At 61.1% G+C, this 13,642-nt stretch carries 10 protein-coding genes; all 10 read left to right on the plus strand.

Going from position 1 to position 13,642, the window contains the following annotated elements; all coding sequences use genetic code 11:
- The coding region (locus tag ACN0X0_RS19920) for a beta strand repeat-containing protein (protein WP_417280625.1) at window positions 1–3,474 on the plus strand (3,474 nt) is incomplete at its 5' end.
- 293 nt (window positions 3,475–3,767) lie between these two features.
- Window positions 3,768–4,352, plus strand: a complete 585-nt coding sequence (locus tag ACN0X0_RS19925) for a DUF6931 family protein (RefSeq protein WP_226554220.1) — start codon at window positions 3,768–3,770, stop codon at window positions 4,350–4,352.
- 76 nt (window positions 4,353–4,428) lie between these two features.
- Window positions 4,429–5,688, plus strand: a complete 1,260-nt coding sequence (gene tagH / locus ACN0X0_RS19930) for a type VI secretion system-associated FHA domain protein TagH (RefSeq protein ID WP_417280626.1) — start codon at window positions 4,429–4,431, stop codon at window positions 5,686–5,688.
- Window positions 5,689–5,741: 53 nt separating this feature from the next.
- Entirely contained in the window at window positions 5,742–7,286 is a 1,545-nt protein-coding gene (locus ACN0X0_RS19935; RefSeq protein ID WP_417280627.1) for a type VI secretion system ImpA family N-terminal domain-containing protein, read from the plus strand.
- 96 nt (window positions 7,287–7,382) lie between these two features.
- Window positions 7,383–7,934: a type VI secretion system contractile sheath small subunit gene (tssB, locus tag ACN0X0_RS19940; protein WP_417262065.1), complete on the plus strand. Its 552-nt coding sequence runs from the start codon at window positions 7,383–7,385 to the stop codon at window positions 7,932–7,934.
- Between the two features lie 50 nt (window positions 7,935–7,984).
- A complete protein-coding gene (gene tssC, locus ACN0X0_RS19945; RefSeq protein WP_417262064.1) occupies window positions 7,985–9,478 on the plus strand; it encodes a type VI secretion system contractile sheath large subunit in 1,494 nt (497 codons plus the stop codon).
- 21 nt (window positions 9,479–9,499) lie between these two features.
- Window positions 9,500–9,985 (plus strand): Hcp family type VI secretion system effector, encoded by a 486-nt coding sequence (locus ACN0X0_RS19950; RefSeq protein WP_226554215.1) that lies wholly within the window; start codon window positions 9,500–9,502, stop codon window positions 9,983–9,985.
- A 93-nt stretch (window positions 9,986–10,078) separates the two neighbouring features.
- The gene (tssE, locus tag ACN0X0_RS19955) at window positions 10,079–10,684 is read left to right on the plus strand and encodes a type VI secretion system baseplate subunit TssE (RefSeq protein WP_417262063.1); all 606 of its coding nucleotides are present in this window, start codon (window positions 10,079–10,081) and stop codon (window positions 10,682–10,684) included.
- Window positions 10,681–12,600: a type VI secretion system baseplate subunit TssF gene (tssF, locus tag ACN0X0_RS19960; protein WP_417280628.1), complete on the plus strand. Its 1,920-nt coding sequence runs from the start codon at window positions 10,681–10,683 to the stop codon at window positions 12,598–12,600. Before tssE ends, tssF begins: the two co-directional genes overlap by 4 nt.
- Window positions 12,597–13,607: a type VI secretion system baseplate subunit TssG gene (tssG, locus tag ACN0X0_RS19965; protein ID WP_417280629.1), complete on the plus strand. Its 1,011-nt coding sequence runs from the start codon at window positions 12,597–12,599 to the stop codon at window positions 13,605–13,607. Before tssF ends, tssG begins: the two co-directional genes overlap by 4 nt.
- The last annotated feature ends 35 nt before the right edge of the window (window positions 13,608–13,642 follow it).

A 13,642-nucleotide genomic window follows, 5' to 3' on the forward strand; every position in this document is an offset into this window, starting at 1 on the left:
ACCGACGTCGATGTCGCGAGCGGCGGCGCCGTCACCGGCACGCTGTCGAACTCCGGCACGGGATCGAGCAACGCGGGCACGGTCGGCGCGCTGGTCAACTCCGGCGGCACCTTCGACAACAGCGGGACCGTCACCGGCACCACCTCGGTCTCGGGCGGCACGGTCACCTCTTCGGGCACTCTCACCGGCGGCGCGACCGTCACCGGCGGCGAGCTCAACATCACCGCAGGCACCTCCGGCGACATCGACAACCAGAGCGGCACCCTCGACATCGACGGCGGTGACATCGGCGCGATCACCAACGCAGACACGCTTGAACTCGGCGGCGGCACCGTCGCCTCTCTCGACAACACCACGGGCAACGTCACAATGACCGGCGGTGAAATCACCGGCGATCTCGACAATGCCAACAGCATGACAGTCGAAGGCGGCACCTTGTCGGGCAATGTCACCAACTCCGGCACGCTCAATGTCGCGGTTGATCAGACCGTGGGAGGCGATATCGACAACTCCGGCACCTTGGCTCTGACCACGGACGGCATCACGGTCGGCACCAGCGGCACCTTGACGACGTCGGGCGATGTGACCACGGTCGGCACCGGTACGCTCTCGGCGGGCACCATCGTGATCGACAGCAGTGCGACGTTCAATGGCGGCACCGATCTCGACGGTTCGGTGGTGCTGGACGGGGCCATCGAGAACGCGGCCACGCTTTCCGTCTCCGGCGACATGACACTGACCGGCGATCTGACCAACACCGGGGGTTTGAGCTTTGATGCCATCCTGGATGCGGGCGGCAATGCAATCACCAACGATGGCGGCAGTTTTGACGTCAACGCGACGGGAGGGATCACCAATGGGGGCGCGCTGACCAACCAGAACGGCGGAGCCATGAGCTTTGCCGATGGCAGCACCAGCACCGTCGCCAGCACGACCAACACCGGCAGCGGCAGCACGCTCACAGTCGATGGCACCCTCAATAGCGCGGGCGGGATCAGCAACACCGCAGGCGCCACTCTGACCGTCGGGGCGACCGGCGCGCTCACGGGCGATCTGACCAACAGCGCGACCTTTGATCTCAACGGCGGGTCTGTCGGCACGGTCAACAATGTCTCGGGCGGCACGATGACCGTCACCGATGGCGGAAGTGTGAACGGCACGCTGACCAATGCCGATACGCTCGACATCACCTCCGGCACACTCACCGTCTCAGGGGGCAGCAGCAACAGCGGCACGGTCGACATCGCCAGCGGTGCGACTTTGGCCTCCGATCTCGACAACAGCGGCGATGTGACCCTGACCGGCGCCATCGACGGCGCTTTGACCAACCAGAACGGCGGCACTGTGACCGTGGATGGAACTGGCTCGGCCATCACGGGCACAACGAGCAATGCGGGCGATCTTGTGATCGACGACGGTGCGGTTTTGACCGCAGGCGGCACGGTGACCAACCAGAGCGACGGTTCCATCGCTCTGGCGGGCGATCTGATTGGCAATCTGGTGAACGCAGCCGGCGGCACGGTCGATACGACGGACGCAGAGGGCCAGATTGACGGCACGCTCACCTCGGCGGGCACGGTGACCGTGGACAGTGGCGAAACCCTAACCGTGACCGGGTTGACGACACTTCAGGACGGATCGCAAACCACGCTCAATGGCACGTATCTTGGCGACATCACCCTCGACAGCGGCGCAACGATGGATGTGGGGGCCAGCGCAGTGCTCGGCTCTGACACCGATCTGAGCACGATCCAGAACGGTGGCGACATGACGCTTGGCGGCGATGTTTATGGCGATCTGACAGTGCTGAGCAGCGGCACAGTGGTGGTTTACGACGATTTCATGCTGACCGGCACCCTGACGAACGCGGGCGATATGACGGTGGAGACCGGTCTGACCATTTCGGCAGGCACCTCGGCTGAGATCACCAACTCCGGCACTCTGACGCTTTACAGTGGCAGCTCGATTGTCGATCTGGTCAACAGCTCGGGAGGCACCACCGCTTTGGTCAATGAAACCAGCGGAGCCTCGAGCACGGCAACAATCGCATCGCTCGACAACTCCGGCACGCTGGACCTGGCCAACGGCGTCGACACCGATGTTCTCAACATCACCGGGGATGCGGTGATCAACGGCACGGTGGAAATGGATGTCGATCTCTCCGAAGGCTCAACCACCGGCGATCTCATCGCGGTCGGTGGAAATCTCTCTGGCTCGGTCGCTCTCAGCTTCAGCAACACCAGCGGCTCTTTGGGAACCATCGATGCAGGCGGGATCACAGTTCTGACCTATGGCGGCAGCTCCACGTTGACGGTCACCGACACCAGCGGGTTGGAGACCTCCGGCGGTCTGGTTTACTCGCTCACCGATACCGGTGCGGGCAGCTATGTGATCGAAAGCTCGGTTTCTGACGGCGTCAGCGCGGTGGCCTCCTCGGTCGGCCTCATCCAGTCTCTCATCGGCTCCGTTGTCAACCGCCCGACCTCGGCCTTTGTGGCAGGCTTCAACCCCGGCGAAGACGAACCCTGCGGCTTTGGCAATTGGGCACGTGCAACAGGGGGCAAGGCAGATGCCACCGGCAATTTCACCGACATCGGCACCGGGCGTGGCGGCGACAGTCCGATCAGCATGAGCTATTCCGGTTTGCAGGCGGGCGGTGATTTTTCCTGCTTTGGCGGATATTTCAACGGCTGGAACCTCTCGTTCGGCGGCATCGTCGGGGTGAACGAAGGCTCATCGCGAAACGACGTCTACAGCTTCAGTGCACTTACCGGGGCCTCAACGGATACAGTGCTCAGCCGGACCAAGACGGATTTCAATCAAACCTATGTCGGCGGCTATGTCGTGGCGGAAAAGGACCGCTTCTTTGCGGATCTGCAATTCCGCCTGGAAGAAACCGAATTCACCTCGACCAACAGCGCAGTGTCGGGATCAAGCGGCACCGATCTCGGTCTGACGGATGCAGAATACGACAACTCCGGCCACACCATTTCGGGGTCCATGGGCTATGTGTTCCCGGACATCAACAAGAACGGGCTCAATCTGGTCACCACGGCCGGGTTCTCCTTTACCAGCTCTGAAACCGATCCGATCAACTTCGATGACGGTTCCGTGCTGCAACTCGAAGATGGCGACACACAAATCGGCTTCATCAGCGGATCGCTGTCAAAAACCCAGGTCGCCACGGATCAGAAAAGCGCGGTGAACTATTTCAGCACGCTGACGCTCTATAACGACTTTGCCGATGATCGTCTGGCGACCTACACCGACAGCGTGGGCGACACGAGTGACATTTCCCTCGAAACGCTTGGTGCCTATGGCGAATTGTCTCTGGGCGTGAACTACACGCGCCTTCTGGAGCCGGGGGATTTCGGCCCTGCGAAAATGATGAACGCCACCATCCGTCTCGACGGGCGCAAAGGGGAAAACCTCGACAGCTGGGGCATCACCGGCCAGTTCCGGATTCAATTTTGATCTGACATGCTTAATCTGACATGGCCCGTTTCGGCGGGCCGTGTCGCTTCAAAGAAAACACTGACTTATTCTGCGGATGAACACGACCACCTCATTTCGGAAACTTGGGGCTCTGCCCCCGGAACAGTTTGACACCGTGCCCCCGGACGGTATTCGATTGACGAGATGAACGATGCCGTCCGAGACCGGACACCGGAACAACAAAACACCGGATCAACAATTTACCGGGCAAAACCAGATCGAACACCACAACACGGCGCAGGACAGACAGGCGTGAAGACAGGGAAACCATGATGGATAGTGAACTCGACAGCGAACACACCATGCCCCCAAAACGCAGCTTGCGGATCGACAGCCCGCAGGCCCTTTACCGCAGCATGCCGGAAGTGGGGATTTTCACCAAACACCGCCCGAACGAACACGAGGATGCGCTCGGCTATCTCGAACGGCTGCGCAGCTCGACCACGCCGGAAGATGCAGTGACCTATGCCGCCTTCGCCGCCGAGCCGAAAATGGCGATCTCATGGGGCGTCGATTGCGTGCGGATGAACCAGCCCAATCTCTCTCCCGAAGACAGCCATCTCGCCAATGCGGTGCTGCAATGGCTCGAATATCCCGGCCATGAGACCCGTTGGCATGCCATGCAAAGCGCGCTTTTCGCCCCCCGGCGCACCCCCCTCGTCTATCTTGGTCTCGCGGTCGGTTGGTCCGGCGGCCCCATGGCGCCGAACGATCCTTTGGCTGTCCCCCTCTGGCGGACCCCGAAAGCGGTGAATGCGGCGGTGTTGTCGTCGATTGCCACGCTGGGGCTCGACCATCGCTCCGTGAGCCTTGCCCGCGTCCTCGATCTCGCGGCAGGATTATTCAGAATCTATTAAACGCCACATCTCATAAACGCCAAGTCCGAGAGGTGCCCCTCCTTGGAACGGACAGGCCCAACACTTTGAAGTCCCTATGCAAAGCCTGACATTGCGCATTGAAAACCACGCCACTCTGCCAAACGGGGGGCCGGTCTCCCTGACCCTGTCGGGCGGCACGGCGCAGGTCGGGCGCAAGTCCGGCATGGATTGGGTCTTGCCCGATGCCTCGCGTCACATCTCCTCGCACCATTTCGATGTGAGCTTTCGGGATGGGCGCTATTACATCACGGATGTCTCCACCAACGGCACCTTCCTGCATGGCGAACGCTATCGGCTCGACAGCGCGCATGAGGTGCAGGACGGTGATCGCTACACGGTCGGGCAATATATCATCCGCGCCACACTCGGCGCCGGGGCGGTCGCTGGCCTGCCAGACGGGCTGCAAGACGGGCTGCAAACCCCGATGACAGGCCCGGCCTCCGGCGCCCCGCATGGTGTCTCAGTGCCGCCCTATCAGGCCGAACTCGACGATTGGGCCGATCTGATGCCGCAAACGCCTGCGCATCATCATCCCTCCGGTCCGGGGGGCCAGCCGCCGATCCCGTCACCCGGCCAAATACCGCCGCCAGCGCCGGCCCCGGATATGCGACCGGATATGGGATACGCGCCCTACGCGCCCGAGCCCGCCTTCCCCGAGACGCCCCCCGCGCCACAGCCCTTTTACGGCCAGCCTGCCCCGCCCCCCGCGCCTGACATCCCGTCGCAACCGCCCAACGGCCAGGCCGCGCAGGACCGTTTCCTCGCCGCCTTCCTCGAAGGCGCCGGGGTGCCGCCGCAGACCGTGCCCGACATTCCACCAGAGGCGCTTGGACATATGCTCGGCCAATGCGTCCGCATGTGTACCGACGACTTCATGAAAATGCTGACGGATCGCGCGGCGGTGAAGATGTTCTTTTCCAAGGAAGAGCGCACCATGCTCAACGCTGCGGGCAACAATCCAATGAAATTCATGCCGGACCGTGACGCCGCCTTTGCCGCCATGTTCGTGACCCCGCGCGATGGCTATATGACCGGGCCCGACAGTTTCGCCAATGCGCTGACCGACATTCGCCAGCATCAGGCCGCCGTGGTCGCAGCCCTTCAACCGGCGCTGGCGGATATGCTCGACGGGCTGTCCCCCGACGAGATCGAGGACTCGACCGAAGGCGGACGGTTGGGCGGCAAATCCAAGAAGTTCTGGGAAGAATTCGTGCAGCGCTGGGACGACAAGGCCGCCCGCGGTGAAAACGGCATGTTGGATTCATTTATAGATGCCTTTTCAAAGCATTATGCCGATGCGTTGCGTCGGATGTGACGGCATGGCATGAACACAAAGAACGCGAGTCAGGGTATGAGGGGGATCGGTAGATGAGTCTGGATTGGGTGAGCAAACCGCTGACCGGCGACAGCCCGGCAGGTCCCGACCTCTGGGAGGCCGACGACGCAGAATACGGTGACTACTACTTCTCCGCCCTCGACCGGATCGACATCACCTATGTCAAGCCGGGGATGGACAGTGCCACCGTCTTCGACCCGGCGGATGTGGATCTAAAGAGCGAACTCGCAAGCATCGACGCGCTTTTGCAACGCAGCCGCGACTTGCGGCTTTTGTCACTTCGGGCACGCTGGGCGATCCTCGCCGGAAAACTCGCCCCCTGCGTCGAAAGCGTCGAGGCGATGGCCGATCTGATGGCCGAGATGCCCGAACATGTGCTGCCGGCGCTCGCAGATGGCCCGACGGACCGGCTCGAGGCCTTCAACGATCTGGGCCATCAGGAAACCATGCTGCAACCGCTGCGGCACCTGAATTTGGCGAACACTTCCACCACCTACCGGCTTGTCACCGTCGCCCGCGGCGAGATGACGGCACGCGAGGACGAGCAGGACGTCGAATTGGGTGCCCTGATGCGCGAGTTGAGTTTCGCAAAGGAAGAAACCCAACAAGACCGGCTGCTTTTGAAGCGGTTCCGCAATGCTCTGCATCGGATCAACGGCGCCATCACCAGCGGGCCGAAACCGCAATTCGCACCGCTCGACAGCCTTCTGTCGGACATTCTGGCGCTGCTCGACGCCGCCGTCCCTGATCAGGCCCCGGCACAGGTCACTCAGGCCCCTGAGACGCCAGAAACAAACGCAGCTTCTACGACCGAAACCACCGCAACAGCGGCGCCAACAATGGTCCCTGCGCCCCCGCAGACCGAGATCAAATCTCAACAGGAGGCCGCCGCCCGTCTGCGCGCGGTTGAGCAATATTTCCGCCATTTCGAACCCTCTTCGGCGGCGCTCCTTCTGGTGACGCAATCCCGCATGCTCTTGGGAAAATCGCTCATCGAAGCCTTCGAGGTGTTGATGCCTGACACCGCCGCACGCGCCGCGATCAATTTTGCCGAGGACAGCGGGTTTCGCCTGAGCCATGGCCATTTGCGGGCGCTGTCCGATCAGGCCATGAGTGTCACGACACCGCCTCCCGTTGCAGTTGCCCCAGAGCCCGAGACCGCCGTCGAGCCCGCCCCCGCGCCGGAACCGGCGCCAGAGCCGGAAGGTCCGCGCAAATTGTCGATCGACGAAATCCTCGGCATGCACGAATCGGGAAGCGCCGTACCGAAACCTGCGCCCGCCGCGTCTGAGCCCAAACCTGAGCCGAAATCCGCGCAAACCGCTCCGGTCGCGACGGGGAAAGTTCCCGCATTCGTTCCCCTTGACCCGGAAGATGAAGATGCTCTGATGGCCGAAGCTGCGCGCTTCCCGGTGCTCACCTCGCAGGAGGCTCAAACACAGCTGTTGTCTATAGAGAGCTATTTTAGGGCCGTAGAGCGCTCTTCTCCCATTCCGATGTTGCTTTCAAAGGCCCGTTCTTACATCGGAAAAGACTTCGAAGCCTTGATGCGCGAACTCATTCCCAGACAACCCTGACGTGAAAGCTTCATGAAGTTCTGGCAATTATGCCATTGACATATCAGCCTTTCCCGGGTCTCAATCCCCGGTAGAAAGTTTTGGAGGAAGTGATTTATGGCCTCAGATACGGGCAGCGGACACATTCGACGTAATCGTCCACCACGGGTGCATATCGCCTACACGGATCCGATCGACTCTCAGAAGGAAGTCGAGCTTCCTTTCGTGATGGGTGTGATGAGCGACCTGTCCGGGAACACGCCCGGCGTTGAGAAGGCCCCTGTGGATCAGCGCGAATTCGAAAAAGTGACGAATTCCACACTCGACAGCTACATGGAGAAAAAGATCCAGCCGGGCCTGAGCATGATGGTCGACAACAAGCTCAAGGACGGCGAAGGTCAGAAACTCGGCGTGTCGCTTCGGTTCAACTCGATGGACGATTTCGAACCGGCGCAGATCGCGAAACAGGTGCCTGCGCTCAACGAGCTTCTGGAAGCGCGTCAACAATTGGCCGATCTCTTGCTCTACATGACGTCGAAACCGAAGGCGCAGGAGCAGATCAAGGAATTGCTGAACGATCCGGAACGTCTCAAGGTGCTCGCCGCTCAGGCCAAGGCGGAAGCCGACGCCAAGCGCGCCGCCGAAGAAGCTAATACCGCCGAAGAGTGATAATCGCATGCGGCCATTCCGGCGCCGCATTTTTACAGGGAGCGTGACAATTGGCAGAAGAAGCCCAGGTCGCATCGGGAGAAGCAAAGTCCGCGCTGAGCGAACTTGAAGATTTCTCCGCCATTCTGAAACAGACGATCAACCCGACGACAGAGGTGGCTGAAAAAGCCATCGACAACGCGCTGGCCACTGTGGTTCAGACGGCCGTTGCCGAACAGACCATCGTCGACGATGACGTAATCGACACGTTGCAGGCGATGATCGCCGGGCTCGACCAACAGTTGAGCGCGCAGGTCAATGAGATCCTGCATGCCGAAGAGTTTCAGAAACTCGAAAGCTCTTGGCGCGGTCTGGCCTATACGGTCAACAATTCGGAAACCGGTGCCTCGCTTCAGGTCGAGGTGATGAATGCCTCCAAGTCCGAACTGGCGTCGATGATGAAACGCTACCCGGGCGCCAAATGGGATCGCTCGCCGCTCTATCGCCAAATCTACGAGCGCAAGATCGGCACGCTGGGCGGTGCACCCATCGGCGCCATCGTGGGCGACTATTATTTCGATCACTCCTCTGCCGACGTCGCCCTGTTGAGCTCGGTCTCCAAGATCGCCGAAGCCGCACTGGCTCCGTTCATCGCCTCCGCAGGTCCGCGTTTGCTGGGCCTCGAGAGCTGGAACGACATCGCCAATCCGCCGGATGTCGAAGATCTGTTCACGGCCTCTGACTATGCTGGCTGGAATTCTCTGCGCGAGAGCGAAAACGCTCGTTTCCTCGGCCTCACCCTGCCCCGCGTTCTGGCCCGCGAACCCTATGGTCCGGACAGCACCATGACCGTCGAAGAGTTCAACTTCGTCGAGGACACGGACGGCCACAAGGGCGACAAATACTCCTGGATGAACGCGGCCCACGCCATGGCTGTGAACATCAACCGGGCGTTCAAGGAATACGGCTGGACCGTCCGCATCCGCGGCGTTCAGTCCGGCGGCGAAGTGACCAAGCTGCCGACACATCATTTCGACACCGGCGCCGGCGAGACCGATCTCAAATGCCCGACCGAAGTGTCGATCGACGACCGTCGCGAAGGCGAGTTGTCGAAAGTGGGCCTTCTGGGGCTCATTCACCGTCAAAACAGTGACAAGGCCGTCTTCCTCGGTGGTCAGTCGCTGTACAAGCCGAAGAAATACGTGGACCCGCAGGCGACCGCATCGGACAACATGTCCTCGCGCCTGCCCTACATGTTCGCGATTTCTCGCTTTAGCCATTATCTGAAGGCAATGATCCGAGATCAGATCGGTTCGTCGGCAGATAAGGATCAAATCCGGAAAAACCTGCAAAGCTGGATTGATCAATATGTGACGCTCAACCCGGAAAATGCCGATGAGCGCGAAAAGGCGAAGAAACCTCTGGCTGCCGCCAGGGTTGACGTGGTCGAGGACGAACTCAATCCCGGATATTATATGGGCAAGTTCTTCCTCAAACCGCACTTCCAGATGGAGGGAATGGACATTGGGATGAGCCTCGTGTCCAAAATCCCGCCAGCTAAGTAATGATTAACTAAGGAACTTAATATGGCTGTCGATATCTTTCTCATTCTCGACAAAATTAAAGGCGAATCCGTGGATGCAGTGCACGCGGGCTCGATCGATGTGACCGCATGGTCCTGGGGCATGTCCCAGTCCGGCACCACCCACCTCGGCCCGGGCGGCGGCTCCGGCAAGGTCAACGTGCAGGATTTGACCGTGACCAAATATGTCGACATGGCGACGCATGAACTTCTGAAGTCCTGTGCCTCCGGTCTGCATATCGCAGAAGGTGAACTCATCGTTCGCAAAGCTGGCAGCACGCCGCTTGAGTATTTCAAAATCAAGATGACCGACATCATCATTTCGTCCTACACCACCGGCGGTTCCGGCGATGGTATGGACCGTGTGATGGAAACCGTGACCCTGAACTTCGCCAAGTACGAAGTGGTTTACGCGTCTCAAAAAGCCGATGGCTCCAAAGGTCCGGAAGGCACCGCGGGCTTCGACATCGCGAAAAACGAAGCGGTTTAATCCCCTTTGTTCGAATAGTGTCATGCGCTGCCCTTCGCGGGTGGCGCATCGACCTTTTAATGACGACAATCCCGTTTTGTAGAGCGCCCACCCTTGACCTCCGCCCCATCTTCATCCCGGCGGCAACAGTCGCGCCAGATCCACGACCGGTCGCGCATCGCGCTGATTGATGTGTTTCGGCTCGCCTTCGAGGAAAAGGACGCTCACGCCTCTCATGTGGTGCACCGCGAAAGGGATAACGTCACCCTGACCTCCGAACTGTCGCAACGCTCCAACGCCCGCCGTCTCGGCGTCGACGAGGAGACTTTGCGCGCGCATGTGCGTGACCACCTGTCTATCCTGATGAACACCATTCGCCTCGACGCCACGGTCGACCTTTCCGACACGCCCCATGTGGCGCGCTCGGTGGTGAATTACGGCTTTCAAGACCTGTCCAACATGTCGCGAAAAGACCTGATCGCGCCCTATATTTCCCGCTCGATCAAGCAATCCCTGCTCGATCACGAGCCCCGCCTCGTCAAGCAGTCGCTCAACGTCAAGGTCGAAGCCATCGAAGGCGACGCCCGGCAACGTATCGCCGTCTTCGTGAGTGCCGATCTGATCGCAGACCCGGCCGACATTGCCATCGACTTTCAGGCCGATGTCGATCTCGGCGCTGGCAAATGCATGGTCGATAAACCGAAACGTGCCGCCTCATGAAGGACGCATTCAAGATAGCCTACGAGCGCGAGCTGGCGCTTCTCAAGGAACGCGCCGCGGCCTTTGCCCTTGAAAATCCGGGGCTTGCGGAGCGTCTTGGCGGGCTGCTCGAAGAGAACCTCGATCCGTCGATTGCCGGGCTGTTGGAAGGCAGCGCCTTCATGGCCGCCCGCGTTCAGCTCAATATCGACCAGCAATTCCGCACGTTCAGCCGCGAGTTGCTTGAACAGCTCTTCCCCGACGCCACGGCCCCCCTGCCCTCCGCGATGATGGTCCGTGCCGCAGTGCCCGGCAAACCCGGCGATGTGGCTGAAGGCCGCGAGATCCCCGTTGGCGCCTATATCGACAGCTCTTTCAGCCAGGCCGAACGCCGCACCACGTGCCGCTACCGATTGGCCGAACCGCTCATGCTTTGGCCTTTCGCGATCCCGGAAGCGACCTATCACAGCTCCGCCACGCCGCTGAACGCGCTTGGCTGTGACACGCCCTCGGGGGATCAGAACAGCATACCACGCACCGAAGCCGGTCTGGTGTTCACCCTCAAACGGGGCGACGGTGGTCCGCTCGAAGAGCTGACCTGTGACAGCCTGCCGATCCATTTCACTGGCGCGATGCGCGAAGCCATGGCGCTTTACGAACAGGTGTTCAGCCAGCTCACCCGCATCACCCTGCGTTGGGAAGATCGCAATGGTGACCCGGTGCTGCGCCGCCTGCCGCCCGAGGTGCTGGCCCAGGTCGGTTTCGGCGGGCCCGGACTGTTCGGCCACGACGAGTTGCTGTTCCCCGGCATCTCCACGCTGTTGGAATATTACGCCTTCCCGCGCAAATTCCTCGGCATGATCTTCACCGACCTATCGCGCCATCTCCGTGGTATCAAAAGCCACTCGGTCCAGGTGATTTTCGAATTCTCCGCCGTGAACAGCCATCTGAGCACACGGTTTTCCGAGGCGGACCTTGGCCTCTATTGCGCCCCTGCGGTCAACCTTTTTGAAGACGATGCCCAGCCGATCACCCTCAACAACCGCCATCATCGCTACCCGGTGACACCGAACCGCACGCCGGTGATGAATTACGAGGTGCACCGCGTGCTGGGCGTGCGGGCGCAATACGAGGGCAATCGCGAGCGCGTTGACGTGCTGCCGCTCTATGCCTTGCCAAAGGGCCATTCGACCACGCGCCAGACGCTTTATTACACGTTGGAACGGGACAGACGTCGCCTGACCAGCGAAGAGCTCCGCGCGGGCGGGGTACGTTATCGCTATGAGGGCACCGAGACCTGGATCACGCTCTATCAGCCGCCCGAACAGGACGAAGCCAACCTTCTGTTCCTGCGGACACTTTGCTCGAACCGGCATTTGCCAGAGATCCTGCCGATTGCGGATGCAACCTTTCAGCTGCTCGAGGACCGCAGCGTGCATCTCAAACCCGTGGCCGCGCCGACCAAACCGCGCGAGGCGGCGAGCGAGCTGGACCGCGAGGCCGGACATCGCAACCACGCGGGCGACAATTACTGGCGCCTCATCTCGCTTTTGAACCTCAGCCAGCGCGGCTTTACCGGTCGCGACGGCAGCGGCAATATCGAAGCGCTGCGCGAGGTTTTGCGGCTGTTCAGCGATGTCTCCGATCAGGTCACGCAGGCCCATATCAACGCTGTCCACGCGATGAATGTCCGCCCGATCACCCGCACGCTGCGCCGCCCCGACGGCTATCATAGCGCGCGCGGCATCGAAATTCGCCTGACGCTGGACGAAACGGTGATCGACAGCGGCGGGATGATCACGCTCTCGGCCATTCTGGATCGCTTCTTCGCCGATTACGCCGCCGTCAACAGCTTTACCCAACTCACGCTTCTGGACCGCACCGGCAAGTTGCACAAAACTTGGCCGCCCCGCTCCGGATCGGGACCGCTTCTGTGAACGAGAAGACGGAAAAGGCCCGCGCGGAGCGGCGCAAGGGGTGGGGCTTTCTCACGCTCATGCGTCATCTGGAGCGGCGTGCGGGTAAGAACCCCCGCGTCGGCGAGAACCTCCGCCTGCGCGACGAGATTGCCGATCTGGGACAGGACCCGTTCCAGCATTTCCCCGACAGCGATCTGTCTGACGTCGATCTCGCCGCCACTCCGCCGGTGGTCCGCCCGCGTTTTCTCGGCCTCTTTGGCCCCTTCGGTCCGATGCCCTCCGCGATCACCCGCGAGGCGGCCCATTGGCAGGCCAACGGCGATGCGTCTTTCGTGCGCTTCGCCGACATGCTCACCGCGCGCTTCCAACAGCTCTTTTACCGAAGCTGGTCGGACGCCCGCGCCATCACCCAGTTCGACCACCCCACAGGCGGGCGCTTTCCCGATCAGCTCCGGGCCTTTACCGGCGATGCTGGCCTGCCGCATCGCGACCGGGGCGCCGTCGACGATACGGTGCGCGTGCGCTACACCGCGCTCACCATGGGCCGGGTCAAAAGCCCGATCAAGCTGCGCGAATTGCTCAAGGCACATTTCAATCTCCCGGTGCGGGTCGAAGAATTTGTCGCAAGCTGGCTGCCCTTTGCGCCCGAAGACCTCTCGCATCTGGGACAACAGGGCATGACATTGGGCCAGAACATGCGGGCCGGACGCCGGGCGCGGTCGCTGGGCGAGACCCTGACGCTGCATCTCGACTGCCGCGACATGACACAGTTCAAGGGGTTTCTGCCCGGTCGACCGCAGGCGCGCGAGCTTCAAGATCTCGTGGCCGGGTATCTCGGGCCGTTCTTCGACGTCAATGTGGCGCTCTGGCTGCCGAAAGGCGCGATTGCGCCGGCACAATTGGGCCAGAGCATGGAGCTTGGCTGGATGAGTGCGCTGCCGCTGGGCGTGCAACCGACATCAAAAATTACGGATGGCAACCGGGTACAAGTCTGCCGGTTCCGGATCACACAGGACATGACGTAAGGGCCGAAATGGCCCGAAAAGAGTAATAGGAACAA

The sequence above is a fragment of the Celeribacter sp. genome (assembly GCF_048270365.1).
In the GTDB taxonomy this organism is placed as follows: Bacteria; Pseudomonadota; Alphaproteobacteria; order Rhodobacterales; family Rhodobacteraceae; genus Celeribacter.